This window comes from Micromonospora avicenniae (assembly GCF_900156065.1).
Lineage (GTDB): Bacteria > Actinomycetota > Actinomycetes > Mycobacteriales > Micromonosporaceae > Micromonospora > Micromonospora avicenniae.
This window is the reverse complement of the sequence record NZ_FTNF01000007.1, coordinates 251,415-269,263: the sequence shown is the minus strand read 5'-3', so window position 1 is coordinate 269,263 and position 17,849 is coordinate 251,415. Positions and strand designations below refer to the sequence as shown.

20 protein-coding genes and 1 tRNA gene are annotated in these 17,849 nt (G+C 70.4%); 14 read left to right on the top strand and 7 right to left on the bottom strand.

What is annotated here, in order from left to right; all coding sequences use genetic code 11:
* Positions 1 to 13 precede the first annotated feature (13 nt).
* The 6 genes from tmk to BXA10_RS14235 all read left to right on the top strand — a co-directional run bounded on the left by tmk (position 14) and on the right by BXA10_RS14235 (position 6,269).
* On the top strand, positions 14 to 2,338 hold the full coding sequence (tmk, locus tag BXA10_RS14260) for a dTMP kinase (RefSeq protein ID WP_281251434.1): 2,325 nt from the start codon (positions 14 to 16) through the stop codon (positions 2,336 to 2,338).
* Positions 2,338 to 3,582, top strand: coding sequence for a DNA polymerase III subunit delta' (locus tag BXA10_RS14255; RefSeq protein ID WP_076470804.1), 1,245 nt, complete (start codon positions 2,338 to 2,340; stop codon positions 3,580 to 3,582). The genes tmk and BXA10_RS14255 overlap by 1 nt, the downstream gene beginning before the upstream one ends.
* A gap of 237 nt (positions 3,583 to 3,819) precedes the next feature.
* Positions 3,820 to 4,149, top strand: a complete 330-nt coding sequence (locus BXA10_RS14250) for a YbaB/EbfC family nucleoid-associated protein (protein ID WP_076470803.1) — start codon at positions 3,820 to 3,822, stop codon at positions 4,147 to 4,149.
* Between the two features lies 1 nt (position 4,150).
* Entirely contained in the window at positions 4,151 to 4,456 is a 306-nt protein-coding gene (locus BXA10_RS14245; protein ID WP_076470802.1) for a hypothetical protein, read from the top strand.
* On the top strand, positions 4,456 to 5,142 hold the full coding sequence (locus BXA10_RS14240; RefSeq protein WP_076470801.1) for a hypothetical protein: 687 nt from the start codon (positions 4,456 to 4,458) through the stop codon (positions 5,140 to 5,142). Before BXA10_RS14245 ends, BXA10_RS14240 begins: the two co-directional genes overlap by 1 nt.
* A gap of 287 nt (positions 5,143 to 5,429) precedes the next feature.
* Complete coding sequence (locus tag BXA10_RS14235; RefSeq protein ID WP_076470800.1) at positions 5,430 to 6,269, top strand: PSP1 domain-containing protein; 840 nt, start codon at positions 5,430 to 5,432, stop codon at positions 6,267 to 6,269.
* A 162-nt stretch (positions 6,270 to 6,431) separates the two neighbouring features.
* On the opposite strand, the gene BXA10_RS14230 is transcribed toward BXA10_RS14235, so the two are convergent.
* Complete coding sequence (locus BXA10_RS14230; RefSeq protein ID WP_076470799.1) at positions 6,432 to 8,213, bottom strand: metallophosphoesterase family protein; 1,782 nt, start codon at positions 8,211 to 8,213, stop codon at positions 6,432 to 6,434.
* 142 nt (positions 8,214 to 8,355) lie between these two features.
* Between BXA10_RS14230 and BXA10_RS14225 the strand changes: the two genes are divergently transcribed.
* Positions 8,356 to 8,429: transfer RNA gene (locus BXA10_RS14225), tRNA-Thr, on the top strand.
* Positions 8,430 to 8,481: 52 nt separating this feature from the next.
* On the opposite strand, the gene BXA10_RS32445 is transcribed toward BXA10_RS14225, so the two are convergent.
* The 5 genes from BXA10_RS32445 to BXA10_RS14205 all read right to left on the bottom strand — a co-directional run bounded on the left by BXA10_RS32445 (position 8,482) and on the right by BXA10_RS14205 (position 11,579).
* On the bottom strand, positions 8,482 to 8,607 hold the full coding sequence (locus BXA10_RS32445; RefSeq protein ID WP_281251433.1) for a hypothetical protein: 126 nt from the start codon (positions 8,605 to 8,607) through the stop codon (positions 8,482 to 8,484).
* Positions 8,604 to 8,996, bottom strand: a complete 393-nt coding sequence (locus tag BXA10_RS32440; RefSeq protein ID WP_076470798.1) for a tyrosine-type recombinase/integrase — start codon at positions 8,994 to 8,996, stop codon at positions 8,604 to 8,606. The genes BXA10_RS32445 and BXA10_RS32440 overlap by 4 nt, the downstream gene beginning before the upstream one ends.
* Positions 8,944 to 9,072, bottom strand: a complete 129-nt coding sequence (locus tag BXA10_RS32435) for a hypothetical protein (RefSeq protein ID WP_281251435.1) — start codon at positions 9,070 to 9,072, stop codon at positions 8,944 to 8,946. The genes BXA10_RS32440 and BXA10_RS32435 overlap by 53 nt, the downstream gene beginning before the upstream one ends.
* A 684-nt stretch (positions 9,073 to 9,756) precedes the next feature.
* Complete coding sequence (locus BXA10_RS14210) at positions 9,757 to 10,758, bottom strand: IS481 family transposase (protein WP_076470796.1); 1,002 nt, start codon at positions 10,756 to 10,758, stop codon at positions 9,757 to 9,759.
* Positions 10,759 to 10,763: 5 nt separating this feature from the next.
* Entirely contained in the window at positions 10,764 to 11,579 is an 816-nt protein-coding gene (locus BXA10_RS14205) for an NAD(P)H-binding protein (protein WP_076470795.1), read from the bottom strand.
* Between the two features lie 87 nt (positions 11,580 to 11,666).
* On the opposite strand from BXA10_RS14205, the gene BXA10_RS14200 reads away from it, so the two are divergent.
* The 7 genes from BXA10_RS14200 to BXA10_RS30885 all read left to right on the top strand — a co-directional run bounded on the left by BXA10_RS14200 (position 11,667) and on the right by BXA10_RS30885 (position 17,540).
* Positions 11,667 to 12,089, top strand: coding sequence for a winged helix-turn-helix transcriptional regulator (locus tag BXA10_RS14200; protein ID WP_076470794.1), 423 nt, complete (start codon positions 11,667 to 11,669; stop codon positions 12,087 to 12,089).
* A gap of 350 nt (positions 12,090 to 12,439) precedes the next feature.
* Positions 12,440 to 13,000 (top strand): TetR/AcrR family transcriptional regulator, encoded by a 561-nt coding sequence (locus BXA10_RS14195; RefSeq protein WP_076470856.1) that lies wholly within the window; start codon positions 12,440 to 12,442, stop codon positions 12,998 to 13,000.
* A gap of 99 nt (positions 13,001 to 13,099) precedes the next feature.
* Complete coding sequence (locus BXA10_RS14190; protein WP_076470793.1) at positions 13,100 to 14,512, top strand: MFS transporter; 1,413 nt, start codon at positions 13,100 to 13,102, stop codon at positions 14,510 to 14,512.
* Between the two features lie 17 nt (positions 14,513 to 14,529).
* On the top strand, positions 14,530 to 15,888 hold the full coding sequence (locus BXA10_RS14185; RefSeq protein ID WP_076470792.1) for a carotenoid oxygenase family protein: 1,359 nt from the start codon (positions 14,530 to 14,532) through the stop codon (positions 15,886 to 15,888).
* A 47-nt stretch (positions 15,889 to 15,935) separates the two neighbouring features.
* Positions 15,936 to 16,244: a hypothetical protein gene (locus BXA10_RS14180; protein WP_076470791.1), complete on the top strand. Its 309-nt coding sequence runs from the start codon at positions 15,936 to 15,938 to the stop codon at positions 16,242 to 16,244.
* 247 nt (positions 16,245 to 16,491) lie between these two features.
* On the top strand, positions 16,492 to 16,740 hold the full coding sequence (locus tag BXA10_RS14175) for a hypothetical protein (protein WP_076470790.1): 249 nt from the start codon (positions 16,492 to 16,494) through the stop codon (positions 16,738 to 16,740).
* Positions 16,741 to 17,075: 335 nt separating this feature from the next.
* Positions 17,076 to 17,540: a hypothetical protein gene (locus BXA10_RS30885; RefSeq protein WP_139337994.1), complete on the top strand. Its 465-nt coding sequence runs from the start codon at positions 17,076 to 17,078 to the stop codon at positions 17,538 to 17,540.
* On the opposite strand, the gene BXA10_RS14165 is transcribed toward BXA10_RS30885, so the two are convergent.
* A complete protein-coding gene (locus BXA10_RS14165; RefSeq protein WP_076470788.1) occupies positions 17,503 to 17,724 on the bottom strand; it encodes a hypothetical protein in 222 nt (73 codons plus the stop codon). The genes BXA10_RS30885 and BXA10_RS14165 overlap by 38 nt on opposite strands.
* Positions 17,725 to 17,849: the final 125 nt, after the last annotated feature.

Here is a 17,849-nt window from a genome sequence, read left to right as displayed (position 1 = left end):
TGTTCCACCGGGGATGCCCAGGGATGGGCCGGCACGTGGAGGTACGGCCATCGAAAGCCAGAACAACGGCGAGTCGTCCGGCGTGTCGCCGTCCAACGGCCAGCCCGACGGCCCGCAGGGCCCGGCGGAGAGTCCCACCGCCCCGCTCGGCAGCGCCGAGGGGCAGATCGGCGGTGCCGCGGGCAAACCGACCTCCCCGCCGCAGACCGACCGGTCCGGCTACAGCGCGATCCGCTCGGTGCTGCGTATCCGGCCGTTCCGCCGGCTCTGGATCGTGCTCGGCGTCGCCTCCTTCGGCGACTGGCTCGGGCTCCTGGCCACCTCCGTCTTCGCCGCCGCCCAGGTGCAGGGCAGCACGGCGCAGGGTGCCGCGTTCGGTGGCGTGATCGCCGTACGGCTGCTGCCGGCGCTGGTGCTCGGGCCGCTCGCCGGCGTCTTCGCCGACCGGTTCGACAGGCGCTGGACCATGGTCATCTGCGACCTGCTGCGCTTCGTGCTCTTCGCCTCGATCCCGCTGTACGCCCTCACCGGCGCCAGCGGCGCCCTGGTGGTCACCTGGGCGGCGATCGCCACGTTCCTGATCGAGTCGATCACCCTGATGTGGATTCCGGCCAAGGAGGCCGCGGTACCCAACCTGATCCCGCGCGCCCGGCTGGAGACGGCCAACCAGCTCACCCTCATCACGACGTACGGCCTGACGCCGGTGCTCGCCGCGCTGGCCATCGCGGGGCTGGACCGCAGCGTGCGAGCGGCGACCGGCGGTGAGGTCCCCGGCTGGGCCGAGCCGGCCCAGCTGGCGCTCTGGTTCAACTCCTTCTCCCGGCTCGCCACCGCCGTAGTGGTGGCGTTCGGGATCAAGGAGATCAGCCAGAGCCGGGGCGGTAAGCACGAGCACGCCGAGCAGAGCATGACCCGGCAGTTCGTCGAGGGCTGGCGGTTCATCTCCCAGACCCGGCTGGTCCGGGGCCTGGTGCTCGGCATCTTCGGCGCGTTCGCCGGTGGCGGCATCGTGATCGGTACCGCCCGGTTCTTCGCGAACTCGCTCGGCGCGGGCGACGCCGCCTTCTTCCTGCTCTTCGGCGCCATCTTCATCGGCCTGGCGCTCGGCATCGGCCTCGGCCCGATGATCGTCAAGGAGATGTCCCGGCGCCGCTGGTTCGGCATGAGCATCGTGCTGGCCAGCGCGGCGGTCATGACGCTCGCCTTCGCCATCCACCTGTCGATGGCGATCGTCGGCGCGATCCTGGTCGGCGCCGGCGCCGGGATGGCCTTCCTGGCCGGCACCACGCTGCTCGGCGGGGAGATCGCCGACGAGGTACGCGGGCGGGTCTTCGCGGTCGTGCAGATCGGCACCCGGCTGGTGCTCATCCTGGCGATCGCGCTGAGCAGCCTGCTCGCCGGTGTCGGCGGCTCCCGCCAGCTTGAGATCGCCGACCTGGGCATCTCGGTCTCCTCCACCCGGCTGCTGCTGCTCGCCGCCGGTGCGGCCGGCATCTTCGCCGGCATCAGCGCGTTCGGGCAGATGGACGACAAGAAGGGCGTACCGGTCCTGGCCGACCTCTGGGGTTCGATCCGGGGTCGTCCGCTCATGCCCGCCGAGCCGTTCGTCTCCAACGGGCTCTTCGTGGTCTTCGAAGGCGGCGAGGGCGCCGGGAAGTCCACCCAGCTCGCGATCCTCGCCGATCGGCTGCGCGCGCAGGGCCGGGACGTGGTGGTCACCCGCGAGCCGGGCGCCACGCCGGTGGGTGAGCGGATCCGGTCACTGCTGCTCGACCCCACCGAGGGTGAGGCGCCGTCGCCGCGCGCCGAGGCGCTGCTCTACGCCGCCGACCGCGCCCACCACGTGGCCACGGTGGTCCGCCCGGCGCTGGCCCGGGGCGGCGTGGTGATCAGCGACCGGTACGTCGACTCCTCCCTGGCGTACCAGGGCGCGGGCCGCACGCTGCCGGTCGACGAGGTCTCCTGGCTCTCCTCCTGGGCCACCGGCGGGCTCAAGCCGGACCTGGTGGTGCTGCTCGACGTCGACCCGCGCACCGGACTGTCCCGGGTCGAGGCCCGCAGCGAGTCCGCCGACCGGCTGGAGGCCGAGTCCGTGGCCTTCCACGAGCGGGTCCGGTACGCGTTCCTCGACCTCGCGGCCGCCGACCCGAAGCGCTACCTGGTGCTCGACGCCGGCTGGCAGGTCAAGGAGATCGCCCGGTTGGTGGCCCAGCGGGTCGACGAGCTGCTCGGCGACCCGGCCGGGATCGTGCACCCGCGCCGGGCGCAGGGGCCGGACACCTCGGTACAACCGGAGTTATCCGACGCGGAGATGGTGACGATGGAGCAACGGACCTGATGCCTGACGTCTTCGCCGACCTGGTCGGCCAGGACGAGGCGGTGGCCACCCTGCGCCGGGCCGCCGCGGCGGCGGCCGCCGTGCTGCGGCATGCCGCCGGCGACCGGACGCCCGTGCCGGCCGGGAACGCCGACGCCGGTACGCCCGCCGCCGACCCGGGCGCCGGGATGACCCACGCCTGGATCTTCACCGGGCCGCCGGGCTCCGGGCGCTCGGTGGCGGCGCGCGCCTTCGCGGCCGCCCTGCAGTGCGTGTACGGCACGGGTTGCGGCGAGTGCCCCGGCTGCCACACCACGATGACGGGCACCCACGCGGACGTCCGGCTGGTGGTGCCGGAGGGACTCTCCATCGGCGTCGGCGAGATGCGGGCGCTGGTGTTGCGGGCCGCCAGCACCCCGTCCGGCGGCCGCTGGCAGGTGGTGATCATCGAGGACGCCGACCGGCTCACCGAGGCGGCCGGCAACGCGCTGCTCAAGGCGGTCGAGGAGCCGCCCCCACGTACGGTCTTCCTGCTCTGCGCCCCGTCCACCCACCCGGACGACATCTCGGTGACCATCCGGTCGCGGTGCCGGGTCGTACCACTGCGACAGCCGCCGCCCGCCGCGGTGGCCGAGGTGCTGGCCCGGCGCGACGGCGTCGCCCCCGACGTGGCGCAGTGGGCGGCAGCGGCCGCCCAGGGGCACGTGGGCCGGGCCCGGCGGCTGGCCCGCGACCCGGAGGCCCGCAAGCGGCGCGACGCCGTGCTCGCGGTCCCGCGCCGGCTCACCGGGGTGGGTGCGGCGTTCGACGCGGCGTCCGCGTTGATCGAGGCCGCCGAGGCGGAGGCCGAGGCGTCCGTGGTGGAGTCCGACGCGGCCGAACGGGCGGCCCTGGAGACGGCGCTCGGCGCGGGCGGCACCGGCCGCGGCGCGGCCGGCGCCATCCGCGGTGCCGCCGGGCAGCTCAAGGAACTGGAGAAGCGCCAGAAGTCGCGGGCCACCAGGGCTCAGCGGGACGCGCTGGACCGGGCGCTGGTCGACCTCGCCGGCTTCTACCGCGACGCGCTCACCATGGCGCTGCGCGCGCCGGTCGCGCCGGTGCACACCGATACCGCCGAGGTGGCCGCCGCCGGAGCACAGAAGTGGGACGCCGAGGGGGCGTTGCGCCGCCTGGAGGCGGTGCTCGCCTGCCGCGCGGCCATCGAGGCGAACGTGAAGCCCCGGATCGCGGTCGAGGCGATGATGCTCGCCCTCTGGAAGGGCTGACCGGGCGGGACGGGCCGCCGTCTCCGGCCTGCACCGGCCCGGCGAGTGCCGGTTCGCCGGGACCGGCAGCCACTTACTGCGCATGCCGGCGTGCCTCGCCCGGCACCGGTCCCGCGTGCCGGACCGGTCGTCCACAGGCATCGACAGGCGCGATTTCCATACGGTACGGTCCCGGGGAACGTCGTGGTGACGGGGGCGCCACGCTCAGTGAGGATGAGCCGGGGGAGGAGTCCGCCGATGCCACGGGGGGAGATCGACGAGGCCTGGATCGAGGAGGCGGTGCGGCGCTACCGCCGCATCGAGTCACTCCAGGCCGAGTTCGACCAGGCGGTGTCGACCGTGGAGGTCACCGTGCGCTCGCCCGACGGGCTGGTCGAGGTGGTGGTGACCGCCGGCGGCCGGATCACCGACGTCCGCTTCCTCGGCCCACTGCACACCCGCAATCCCCGCGACGTGGCCGGCTCGGTGCAGGCCGCCGTCACCGCCGCAGCCGACGCCGCCGAGTGGGCCCGGGAGAAGCTGCACAACGAGACCTTCGCCGTCTACCGACCGCTCGCGGGGGCCTGAGATGGAGGCTCTGCGCGCTCTGGCGAATCGCCTCGACGAGGCGACCGCCGCACTCACCACGCTGTCCCACACCGTCACCGCGACCGACCCGCCGCAGGCCGCCTTCGGCGCCGACGCGCCGGGTCGGCCGGGAGAGATCGGCCGGGCCCTGCACCGGCAGTGGACGGCGGCCACCGACAGCCGGTCCCGGGAGGCCCGGGTGGCCGCCGGCCGGCTCAACGCCGCCGCCGCCGCGGTTCGCGAGGCGGCCGAGCACTACGTCGAGGTCGACCAGAAGGTACGACGGCGGCTGGTCGGGGAGGCGTGATGGACGCCCTGGACCGGCTCGCCGAGCCCGGGCTCGACCTGCTGCGCCGGGTGGACACGCTGCTCGCCACCGGTGCTCCGGAAGAGCACCGGGTCTGGCCGCTGCTGCGCCGCATGCAGGTACTCCCCGGCGAGGCGGTACGCCACTTCCTGGATCTGCGCCCCGCCCCGCTGGCGGACGCCGGCCACGGGGTGCGCCGCCAGGTGCACGGCTACGACGACGTCTCCACCACGCTGACCGATCCGGTGCTCTGGTCCGGGCCGGCCGCCGAGGCGTACGGGCAGTCGCGGGCGGCGCTCCTGCGTCACCTGGACGAGGGGCCGGAGAGCCTCGTCGGGCGGCTGGAGTCCACGGCCGGCTACGCCGACGCGCTCGCCGATTGGGTCGAGGGCAGCCGGCTCGCGTTGGCCCGGGCGCTGGCCGACGCACTCCGCTCGGCCGAGGCCGTGACGGTGGTCGCCGCGACCTCCGTACTGACCGGGGCGGCGTCCCGACCAGGATCGGCCGGTCCGCGCGTCATCGCGGCGGCGGAGATCGCCGCCAGGGTGCTCGCGGTGCTCTGCGTCGCCTACGACGGGGCGGAGACACTGCTGCGGCAGTGGGGGCCGAGCCTCGCCGAGTCGACGTGGCGTCCGTCGGTGGTCGGCAGCCCCCGCTACGACGGGGTCACCCGCGTGGGCTGGTGACCCCGGACAGTCCACGGCGTCGCGCTCGGACACCCGGCCGAGGCCGGTGCCGGCGGCGACGCCGTGGACTTCCCCCTGCACCCCCCGCAGGTCTGGTCTCCACTCAACGCGCCCGCCGGTCGTTTGTCGCCCGTCGTGGCGCGGATTCAGCCGTCCGGGCGAGGATCAACGGCACGACGGGCTGGCCGCCGGATCAGTCGATTCGACCTTCGTGGATGGCTCCCCGGCGTAGTCAGCCGGCGACGGCGGCCCCGACACGGGCCGCCGGTTCGTCGTAGGGTGGGGGCATGGGCATGCTCTGCGCGGTCAGTTTCAACCGGTACGGGCGCCTCTACTACCTCGACCCGGGCGAGCTTCGCCCCCAGGTGGGCGACAAGGTGCTGGTGCCCACGGACGACGGGCCCGAGGTGGCGGAGTGCGTCTGGGCCGCGCAGTGGGTCAGCGAGGACACTGACGGTTTCCCCAAGCTGGCCGGTTTGGCCGGCGAGGACGACCTGCGCCGTGACGAGGCGCTTCGCCGCCGCAAGGCGGAGGCGAAGGTGGCCGCCAAGCGGCTCATCCGGGCACACGGGCTGCCGATGAAGGTGGTGGCCATCGACCATGTGCTCGGCTCCGCCGAGGCCGGCGGGGAGCGGACCACCGTCTACTTCACCGCCCCGCACCGGGTGGACTTCCGCTCGCTGGTTCGCGATCTCGGGGCGACCCTGCACTGCCGGGTCGAGCTGCGGCAGCTCTCCGCCCGGGATTCGGCTCGGGTCCAGGGTGGAATCGGCTCCTGCGGGCGGGACCTCTGCTGCGCGACCTTCCTCACCGACTTCGAGCCGGTCACCATCCGGATGGCGAAGGACCAGGATCTTCCCCTCAACCCGCTGCGCATCTCCGGAGCCTGCGGCCGGCTGATGTGCTGCCTGAAGTACGAGCACCCGCTCTACCAGCGGTTCCAGGAGTCGGCGCCGCCCGTCGGTGCCAGGGTCTCCACGCCCGAGGGCGACGGCCGAGTGGTGGGCCACAGCGTTCCGCGGGATTCGGTGACGGTCCGTCTGGACGCCGACGGCTCCCGCTGCTCCTGCTCCCGCGCGTCCGTCTGCGCCCCCCGCCAAGCCCACGACCAGCACTACAACGCCTAACCCCTCCCCCTCCGTCCGGGCCTCCTCCGTCCGGGCTCTCCCCGTCGATCATGAAGTTATTGCCGCCCGCTTCGGCGTGTCACGGCAATAACTTCATGATCGCCGCGGGATCCGGGAGGTCCGGGGTCTGGGAGGGTGGGAGGGATGGGAGGGATGGGGTGGTTAGGTGATCTTGATTGGGGGTTCGGCCAGGCGAGGGTTCAGGGGGGTCCGCGGGGTCAGCCAGGAGGCCGTCGGGGTTTCGTCGGGGTTTACCTGCCAGTCGCGGGCGACCCGGTCCACGGCGATCGGATAGATGGTGAGCGCGCCGTCCGGGTCGATCCGTATCCGCAGGAACGCCTTCGAGTCCTCGATGCCCTGGCCGGCGAAGAGCTCGTTGAGATTCACCCCGAACGCGCCGGCAACCAGCAGGTACGCCGCCGCCAGCTGGCTCGCCACCAACCCGCTGACCGGGCCGTAGATCACTGCGGCGGCGACCACCGGCAGCGGCCACGGCCAGTCGGCGAAGGGCAGTTGCAACCAGACCCAGGTGCCGGCCGCACCCAGCGCGAGGTGAGCCAGCCCGTGCCCGACGCCGAGGATCCAGTGCCGGCCATGTCGTTTGCCGCCGGCGCTCGGCGGCTTCGCGAAGAACGCGGCCCCGAGCAGCGTGACCAGCAGCATCAGCACCAGAGGCACACTGAACAGCCGCTGCTCGGTCGTGCCGACCCGGTTGGCCGCCACGCCGGCCATGGCGAGCATCAGCAGGGTGTGCAGGGTGCCGAGCAGCGTCGTGAAGCCCGGATTGCGTAGTGGCAGCCGGGGGAAGATCCCCCAGCCGTACCGCCGGCTGCGGGGCGCGTCGGGGTAACGCGCCGCCAGGTCGTACGGGCGGGAGAGGCTGGCCCGCCGCGCCAGCGTGTCCTTCGGGGGGACCTCGATCCGCTCGGGCAGCTTGTGCGTCGGATAGAGATAGGCGCCGCCGCTGCCGCAGGTGACGAGTTGGCGGTCCGGGCCGGCGTACCGGGCGTAGTGGTGCAGGTCGCCGGAGATCAGCAGCCGCACCTGCGCCCCGGTGGGCGCGATGATCGTACGGATGAAGTAGTCGATCGAGTCGTACGCGGTGGGGTGGTCGACGGCCTTGACCCAGGTCGGCGCCGGCACCGCGAGGATCACCCGGCTCTGCGGACCCAGCTGCTGCGCCACCGTGTCGAAGTAGGCCAGTTGCGGGTCGTCCAGGTACGAGCCGGACTGGTCGTCCAGGCCGAGCAGCCACCAGTCGGCGGGCAGTTCGACCGCGAAGTAGGACCGGGACTGGCCGGTACCCCAACCGCCGAAGTGCCGGTCCCGGGAGCGGACGAAGAGCCGCAGGAAGGCGGTGAGGCCGTCGTACCAGTCGTGGTTGCCGGGAACCGCGAAGAGCGTGGGCCGCTCGGGCGGGGTGACAGGCAGCGCTGCCTGGTAGGGACCCTTGCACCGGTCCTCGTACGCCTCGAAGGCCGCCGACGGGTAGACCTGGTCGCCGCCCATCACCAGCGTCTGCGCCCGCGGCAGCCGGTGCCCGTCGATCTCCAGCTCCGCCTGAGCGAGCAGGTATGCGATCGAGTAGGTGGCGTTGAAGCCGTCGCCCAGGTCGGCCACGTAGTCCAGCCAGAGCCCGCCGTCCGGCCCGACCTGCCGCTCGATGCGGGCCTCCAGCGAGTTCTGCAGCTCCCGCTTGTCCAGGTACGCGCCGAAGAGCATCGCGAGGAGCGTACGGATGCCGGTGCTGATCAGCAGGAACGGCGCGAGCCACGGGACCGGCTTGCGCGGGGTGAAGCCCAGCTCCAGCGGGTCGGTGCTCCGTGGGCGGCGGGCCGCCCGCTCCCCGGCCCGTTCCGCGGCGGCCTGGTCGCCGGTGTTCGCGGCGGCCGACCGGCCGTGGGGGCGGGCGTGATCGTCGGGGCTGGCGTGATCGTCGGTCACCGCCGCAGCGTAGTCCGGCCCCGATGCGAGCGCTGTCCGGCGAACGACGCTTTAGCGCTCGATGCCCGGATTCGGGGCGTGGCGATGACGGGGGTATCGGATTCGGTCGGTGCGGGGCCGTGCCGTACACTTGGTGACCGTTGCCGCCTTAGCTCAGTCGGCTAGAGCGACGCACTCGTAATGCGTAGGTCGACGGTTCGATTCCGTCAGGCGGCTCGGTGCAGAAGCCCAGGTCAACGACCTGGGCTTCGTCGTTTCCGGAGGTCGATCACGTCGCCGCTGGCGGATCGAGTCTTGAATAGTCCTTGTCCCGCGCGGCGACCGCCTCATCCAGCCGGTTGGCAACCGCGTCCAGGTCCTCACCGAACAGCCCCGCGTACACGTCCAGTGTCATCGACGCCGAGGCGTGCCCAAGATCCGCTGCACCGCCTTGACGTTTGCACCCGCCGTCACGGCCAGACTCGCGGCCGTGTGCCGCAGATCGTGCGGAGTCAGCCCGGCCAGCCCGACCGACGCCGCTGCCGGCGCGAAGACTCGCGACCGGAAGTTGGTGTTGCGCAGCGGCCCGCCGTTCGGTGCGGTGAACACCAGATCCTCACGCCGCTTCCGGCGACATGCGCGGCCAGCTCGTCGACGAGGAACCGCGGAATCGGCACCGACCGCCGCTGGTGGTTCTTCGGCGTGCCCTCCACCAATTCCCCGCCGACCTCCGCGAACGCCACCGCCACGGTCACCCGCCGCGCAGCAGATCCAGCCGCGACACCCGCAACGCCGACGCCTCACCCCACCGCAGCCCGGTGTAGGCCAGGAACCGCACCAGCCACCCATAGCGTCCGCACGCCTCCGCGAGCCCCGCCACCTGGTCGTGGTCAAGGCGGCCCGCAAAGCGGGCCGCGCCGGCCCGGCCCCGGCCTGCTGGCGACCTCCGGCCGGCATCGGCCGGCCACGCTGGCGGACCGCAAGAGCTGTTTGCCCTCCGGGCAGGGATCTACGACAGAGATGGGGAAGCCCGTCCGGACGGTGCGGTTGCCGGTGGTTGCGTGGGTCGCCATCTCCACCATGAGTCCCAGGCAGAGCCGAGCATGCCCTGACCTACTCCACGATGTGTGGGAGTCACGGCGGAGATGGCCCTGAGGCCGTTTGCCGAGGGCGTCACCCCTGCCATAACCCGCAGGGCGCTACGAGTCGGATTAGTCCTTGCTCCTGAGGTGGACGTGCGTTCGACGGCGGTCCGCGTCTTGGATCCCGTGGCGAACGGCCAGCCGTATCACTCCGTACAGGACGAGCAGACCGATGATCCACACGGCTGCGGAGGAGAGCAGGTCCTCGAGAGAGGAACCCGACGACGACGCGGCTGCCAGCGAGGACTCCAAGATCATGGCAGCACGCTAGGCAGCGGTGAGCCTAGCCGCTATCCCCCATCGGTGCCGATGAGGAGGTCGCAGGTGTCCGGATCGGCCAGGCGAAGCGGTCCGAATCTAGTCCGCAAGAGGTCGATGGACAGTGGGGGAGCGGTGTGAGATGTCGAGACAGGTTTCCGCTGCTAGATGTAGGAGGCCTGGACGTTGGTGACGCCGTCTCGCAGCCGAGCTGCTGGTGGTCGTCCGCCCGCGGCACCATGTGGTTGGTGGTAGTTGTAGTGGATGTTCCACACGCCCAGGGCCTCGCGGCGTTGGTCTTCCGAGGTCCAGGTGCGGGCGTAGAGGAGCTCCTCAGAGATGATCCGGTTGTACCGCTCCACTTTGCCGTTGTGGCGGGGCGTGTAGGGCGTGATTCGCTGGTGCCGTGACCCGAGTAGTGCCCGTGCGAACGCCTCGGCGCGGTAGCACGCCCCGTTGTCTGTGACGATCCGCTCGATCCGGGTGATCCCGTGAGCGGCGAACCAGGCTCGGGCCCGCTGCATGAAGGCGACGGCAGTCGTCGCCTTTTCGTCTGGGAGGGCCTCGGTGTAGGCAAGCCGGGAGTAGCCATCGATGGCAGAGTGGAGATAGACGTACCCGCGGCGCTTGGTCTTCGTCTTCATGCGTTCGGCAGCCTTGGCTTGATCGCTTCCCCGGCCGTGGGCACGCCAGCCGCCGCCATCGGGGATCCGGCCGACCTTTTTCACGTCGATGTGGACCATGTGTCCGGGTCGTCGGGCGGTGATTTTCCGGGGCTCGCGGTTTGAGTCGCCGTTTGGGTCGAGGAATCTGCGGTGGTTCAGTCCGAGGGCGAGTAGATGACGTGAGACTGTGCGGCGGCCGATCGTGATGCCCTCGTCGTGGAGTTCGAAGGCGATCCGGGAAGCCGACCACTTCTTGGTCCGACGAAGGTGCTCAATCCGAGCGACAACCTCAGCCTTGGTCGCAGTTGGCTGGCGGCGAGGGGCTGACGAGCGATCGTGCAGACCGAGCTCCCCGTGCTGGCGGTAGCGGTTGACCCACTTCGATGCGCAGGCACGAGAGATACCCATCTCAGCGGCTACGTGCGCTATCGGCCGGGTGCGGCACCGCTCCACCAGGCGCCGGCGGCCTTCGATGGATAGGGGCGCATTGCGATGGACCATCTGTGTCAGTGCGTGCCAGGGCGCATGGCGGCCGCGGCATCCGCGGCGACGGTGAGCGGATCTGTGAGCGGTCGACCCAGCAGGCGCACGAGGTCGGGGCTGGTGTTGTTCAGGAAACCGTGGCGGACACTGGCGGCGATTGATGCGAGCATCGGCGGCTGGAATGGCAGCAGGTTGGCGTCGCTGAGTAGGCGAGCGCGGTACTCACTCAGCCCGATCGTGCGGTGGGCGGCGCCGAGACGCTCAGCGATGTCGCTGGCGGTGATCGGGTCGCCAACCAGGTCGTAGATCTTGCCGACATGCGCGGTCGGCTCGGTTGCGACGACGGCTGCGGCAGCTGCCAGGTCGGCCCGTGCTACCGCGGAGAGTGCGCCGGTACCGAATGCTGATTCCAGGCCGTCGGGAGTCCAGGCGAGCAAGGTACCGAAGAGCTCGGCGTACAGCCCGTTGCGGAGGATGGTCCACGCGAGCCCGCTGGTCTTGATCATCTGCTCGGTGGCCCGGTGGGCAAGTGCGAACCCGAGGTGATCCCCGGCGCCAGTCAGGCTGGTGTAGATCACGTGGGCCACGCCGTCGCGGCCTGCAGCGTCGAGAAGAGTCCGGTGACGCGCGATGACCTGGTCGTCCTCGGCATACCCGGCCGAGACGAGGACCAGGGTCGAAACGCCGGTGAGGTCGAGGGTTGCAGGGTCGTCGAAGTCGAGGTGGCGCTGTGCGTTGGTGGGAGTGCGACTCCCTCCCAGGGCAGGCACCTCTCGCTCGTCCAGCTCTGCGAGTGTGAGGGAAGCGAGGTGTCCGTTGGCGCCAGTCACCATGATCATTGCGGTTCGGTCTCCTACCGTGGTTCTCTTCAGTAACTACGGTGAAATCCTGAACCCGCGCCCGGCGGCTCACAAGGAGGCAGTTTCGTGTCACTAACGCACACTGATGTAACCGCTAAAGCCGCCGAGCTCGAACCATGCGGACAGGCGGATCACCCCGACTGCGGCATCCGAGACGTTCTTGACCGGGTGGGCGACAAGTGGTCGGTTCTCGTGATCGTCGAACTCGCCAATGGGCCGCGGCGCTTCCGCCAACTCCAGCGCGCCATCGACGGGATCTCCCAGCGCATGCTGACCCTCACGGTGCGCCGCCTGGAACGAGACGGCCTCGTCTTTCGGACCGTGTACCCGACCGTGCCCGCCCAGGTCGACTACCGCCTCACCGAAACCGGCGCAAGCCTCACCCACCTCGTCAAAGCACTCGCCGACTGGTCACTGGAACACCGCGCAGCCATCGCGCAAGCCCGTCAGGCCTACGACGGCGACCACCCCGACAACGAGATCCGGTGACGTGCAGCACGTCGTCAACGTCCTGACCCGCAACAGCTAGACAGCTACGTGCCGAGGTCGGCGGGGCGGGCAGTTTGATCTCGTGATGCGTAGGTCGACGGTTCGATTCCGTCAGGCGGCTCCACGGAAAGGCCCAGGTCAACGGCGAGATTGCCGATCATGACCTGGGCCTTTTGCTTGGTGGGGAGGAGTCGAGCAGCCAAGTGAGCAGCCAACGGCCGCCGTGTGTCGGAGGTCGTGCAATCGAACCTGCCGTAGGCCAGCCTGCCGGATGTCGCTCGGTGCCGTTGTCCGAACTGCACATCGCGGTTCGCTTGCTGCCGATCCCTAGAGTGTGGTTGACTACTCACATGCCGAGCCCCACGCGTACCCTTTCCACCGCCGAGGAGCGCCGGGAGGACGTCCTCTCCACGGCCATCGGCGCGTTCGCCAGCCGTGGCTACTTCGGCACCACGACGGTGGACGTCGCCAAGCGGGCAGGCATCTCGCAGGCCTACCTCTACCGCCTGTTCCCGGACAAGGAGTCGCTGTTCGCGGCGGTGGTCGAGCGTTCGTTCGAGCGAATCCGGGACAGCATCAGCAAGGCTGCGGCATCCACCGAGGGCACGTCGCCCGAGGTCGTGTTGTCGTCCATGGCGAGCGCCTACGCGATGTTGATCCGCGACCAGGATCTGCTGCTGGTGCAGATTCATGCGCAGTGCGCCGCGGTGTCGGTTCCGGAGGTGCGTCGCGCGGTTCGCAGCGGCTACGCGCGTCTGGTCGAGTATGTGCGGAGCGTGTCGGGCGGCAGCGAGGAGCAGGTGCAGCAGTTCTTCGCCAGGGGCGCACTGTGCAACCTCGTGGTGACGATGGGCGCGGAAGACCTCGACACGCCTTGGGCAACGACCCTGGCTGCCGGCCTGCGTCACTAGCGATCGACAGATTGCCGATTCGGAACGTTCTGGTCGCCACCGGAGTGAGTGATCAACCACTCTCCTGGGTGAGTGTTCGACCAATCATGGAAGGTAGTGATGAAGACAGATATCAGGCCGCCGGTCACGACAGCCCAGCAGACCGGAGCGCTCGCCTTGGCGCTGTTGGCCTTCGTGCAGTTCCTGGTGGTGCTCAACACCTCGATCGTCAATGTGGCGCTGGACGCCATCGCGGCCCAGTGGCGCATGTCTGCATCGGGTCTGTCCTGGGTGATCAACGCATACCTGTTGCCGTTCGGCGGGCTGCTATTAATGGGCGGGCGGTTGGGCGATCTGCTCGGACGGCGACGCGTGCTGCTGGCGGGAGGTGTGATCCTGGGGGTCGGCTCGCTGGCGGCAACCGTCGCGTGGAGCGAGCCCGTGCTGCTGGCCGCGCGTGCGCTTCAGGGGGCAGGGGCGGCGCTGCTGGCGCCGACGGCGCTGGCGATCACCGTGGTGATGTTCGCGGCGCAGCGGCAGCGGGCGCTCGGGATCGTGGGTGCGGTGTCGGGTTTGGGCGGAGCCGCCGGAGTCCTGTTCAGCGGGGTGCTGACCCAGACGCTGGGTTGGCGTTCGATCTTCGCCCTGACCGCGGCACTCGCTCTTGTCACGGTCGCCGTGACCCCCTCGCTGGTGCCGCGCGACGTGCCGGTCGGGGATCGTCGGTTGGATGTCACCGGGGGGCTGTTGGCCACGCTGGGCGTGAGCGCGCTGGTCTACGCGTTGTCGTCCGGCCCGAGAGCCGGGTGGGGTGCACCGGTGCCGGTGGCCGCGCTGGCCGGTGGAGTGGCGCTGCTGGTCGTGTTCGTCGCGTGGCAGCGGCGTGCCGCCGATCCGTTGGTGCGGCTGGGCATTCTGCGCATCGGGTCGGTCGGCCCGGCCAACGCGCTGATGTTGCTGCTCGGCGCGGTCTGGATCGGGTTGTTCTTCTACCTGCCGTTGCTGCAGCAGCAGGTTCTGGGCTACGGCCCGCTGGCGACCGGGCTGTCGCAACTGCCGTTGGCCGGAGCCACCGTGGCAGCGTCCTGGCTGGCGCCCCGGGTGGCCGCCCGGTCGGGTGGGCGGACGAGCCTGGTCGGCGCGCTCGCCACGCTGGCCGCGGGACTGGCCTGGCTGGGCGCGGCGTCCTCGAACGCATCGTTCGTCGCCGATCTGCTCGGCCCCATGCTGCTGATCGGCGCCGGCTTGGGCTTGGCGTTCGTGGTGCTGACCACGCTGGGCCTCACCGGTGTCGACCCGGCCGAGTCCGGCCTGGCCAGTGGCCTGGTGAACACCACCCGTCAGGTCGGCGGTGGTCTCGGGCTCGCCCTGCTGACCGCGGCGGCGAGCATCGCCGCCACCCGCAATGGCCAGGGCGGTGTCGAGGTCCTGGCCGAAGGCTTCCGGTGGGCGTTTCGTACCGGATTCGTGATCGCCGCCCTCGCGGCGCTCACGGCACTGTTCACCGTTCCCGCCGGCACCGCCCGGCGCTGACCCGCAAAGGAGCCATCATGGACCCCGCAAAGCCATACCTGACCGGCCACTACACGCCGGTCGTCGACGAGGTCACCGCCTTCGACCTGCCCGTGGAGGGCACGCTGCCGCCGGAGCTCTCCGGCCAGCTGGTGCGCAACAGCCACAACCCCAAGCCGGGCGTCACCCCGACACACTGGTGGAAGGGCAGCGGCATGGTCCACGGCGTCCGCCTGCGCGACGGGCGCGCCGAGTGGTACCGCAACCGGTGGGTACGCACCCCGGCACTGGACGGCGCGCCGTACCTGACCGAGTCCGGCCCGGACCTCTCGGCCAGCACCGCCGGCACCCACATCATCGAGCACGCCGGGCGGCTGCTGGCCCTGTGCGAGGCCAACTTTCCATTCGAGCTGACCCGCGAGCTGGACACCGTCGGCGCCTACGACTTCTCCGGCAAGCTGACCACCGCGATGACCGCCCATCCCAAGCAGGACCCGGTCACCGGCGAGCTGCACTTCTTCGGTTCCTCGCCGATGCCGCCGTTCCTGACCTACCACGTGGCTTCCCCCGGCGGAGATATGGTGCTCAGCGAGCAGGTGCCGGGTGCGACCACCGCGCTCAAGCACGACTTCGCGATCACCGAGAACCACGTGGTGTTCCTGGAGATGTCGGTGACGTTCGACCACACCGAGACCTCGGGCATCCCCTACGGCTGGAGCGACGACATCGCGCCCCGGCTGGGGATCCTGCCCCGCGGCGCCGGCGGAGCCGCCCGCGTCCGCTGGTACGACATCGAGCCCGGGCAGGCACTGCACTTCGCCAACGCCTACGAGGACGCCCAGGGCCGCATCGTGATCGAGGGCCCCACCCTCGACCGCGAGGGGTGGAAGCTGTCGTGGACCTGGTGGGCGGGCACCGGCGGCCCCCGCCACAGCGAACCCGTCACCAGGTCGGTGATCCGCCGATGGGTCGCCGACCCGGCCACCGGCACCGTCACCGAGGGTCGCTGCGACGACCTCAACGTCGAATTCCCCACCATCAACGAGGACCTGCTCGGCCGCGAGCACCGCTACCAGTACGCCATCGCCTTTCCCGACGAACGCGGCGGCAACCACGGCCTCGTCAAGTACGACCGGCGCGACGGCACCCGGCGGATCCTCGATGCCGGCACCGGCGTACTGCCCAGCGAAGCCGTCTTCGTCCCCGCCGCCGGCGCGACCCGCGAGGACGACGGCTACCTGCTCACCGTCACCAGCGACCTGCACCGGAACGCCTCAAGCCTGCTCGTGCTCGACGCCAGCGACCTATGCCGCGGCCCGATCGCCACGATCCGCCTGCCTCACCGGGTCACCGCCGGCATCCACGGCTCCTGGATCCCTGAGGAGCAGACCGCCTGAACTCGCCGACCAAGTGAGTAGTCAATCACTCAATGAAGGGTAGCGCCATGAGCGCTGAGAAGACGTCTGCAATAGGCGACGATGCCGTCGCCGACACGAACCCGCCGGCCCCGCCGGCCCAGGCCCCGGCCGCCCCGCCGGCCCATGCCTCCACCCACCACGCCGCGGAGCCGTCAGCCGAGGTCCAGCAGGCCGCGGAGAGGGCGGCGAGAAAGGCCGCCCGCCGTAGCCGTCGCAAGGCGGCCAAGGCCCTGCTGTACGCGGCTCTGGCCATGACCGCACTGCTCGTCCTCGCCGAGCCCTGGTTGCTCGTACCGGTCGCCTTGACCGTCGTGGCCCTGTCTCTGTGGAACTGAGGGGGATCCGCATGAACATCGATCGAAAGCGCCATCGTCGTCAAGGCGTCGAGGAGCGTAGGTCGACGGTCTGATTCGGTCAGGCCGCTCGGCACAGAAGCCCAGGTCATCGGCCTGGGCTTCGGCTTTCACCAAGGTCGGAAGGCAGCCGCGCCGCAGGCCGCAGGCGTTGCGGGCCTCATGACCGCCTGCGCACGCTCTTCGAATCCGGTGTCGCGGAGATCCGCTGACGGGAGAGCATTGCCTGATGCTGGCCTGCATGATGAATGACTGTCATCGCTCGGCGACACGGGGACAAGCATGGACTGTCGATCCGCTGGAAGCGATCGAGCACTACCAGGTGGGGATCAAGCTCGAACTCTCCATCCAAGACCTCGCGGTCCGGTTGGTGTTCTGCGATGAACAGGCCCGGGAGTTGACCGCAGCTGCGTGGACGGCGCTGCTCTCCAAGCTCACGGGGTGGGGCTGGCAGCCGCTTCGCGGAGTGAACAACTGACCTCACTGGACGTCGATGGACTCTGGCCCTCTGCTGAACCAGGGGCGAGCGGTTCGACTCCAGTCCGCAAGAGGTCGACTGGCAGCGGGGAAGCCCGTGTGAGATGCCGGAACCATTTCCGCCGATGAACCCCGTCAGGCGGCTCGATCGACGAAACGTTTTCTGGCAGATAGGCGGTACGGTGAGCGTCCCGCTCGCCTCGGGAGGAACCGGTGCGCCACTTATCGTCAACTGCCCGGAAGTCGGCTGGAGTGTTGGCCGCTGTCGCGGTGGTGGCTGTCTCCGCCGGGTGGATCTGGCACAGGGCACAAGCCGACGACGTCCCAGCTTGGCGGGTGTCCGAGGAGCAAGCTGCTGAACATTGCCTGGACAACTATGCCGAGTTGAACCTGCCTGTGAGGGCCAAACCCGTCGAGCGAATCTTGCTTCGCAAGGAGGGCGGCTGGTTGCGCGTTCACGTCTCCGAACCGGACAACTTCATCACTGCGTGTGAGGGCGGACCAGCCGGAGTGCAGCGAAGCTTCGGCAGCATCATGGGGCAGGGCGCGCCGGACAAGCTGCGCTTCTTCGGCGGATACGATTCGGTGCTCGAGGCCCGTCTGCTGCTTGGCCACATGCCGACTGGCGCCACCAGCATCGAGGCTCGACTGGTTTCCGGGCAGACGATTCGCGGAGATCATGACGGCGACATCTTCGTCATCTGGGCACCCGGCGTCTCCGTCGAACGCGCACAGGTAACCGCCAGCGGCCCAGGTGGAGTCGTCATCGCGACGACCACCGCACCCAGCGAAACCGGCTGAGATCCCTGGCTCGACGGTGCTGGTCGCTGCCGTTGGCGAGGTCGCGGTGGTCGGGGAACGCCACGGGCACGGCGCTGTCGACGCGGGGGCGGGCGGCGTGGTGGCAGATCGCGGTGAATTCGACCAGGGCTGCCTGCTGACCGGAAAGCGGGTTGAAGCCGGTCGCTCCGGGCTGCAGCTTCATGGTCGAGCTCCGTGATCGTCGTCGTCCACTTCGAGCACTGCCACACCGCAACTGGCCTCGAACCGTTGTCTGAAAAGGCTGATTGACAAGCTGCAACGCGCCTGAAAGGGTCTCGCGTACATCAA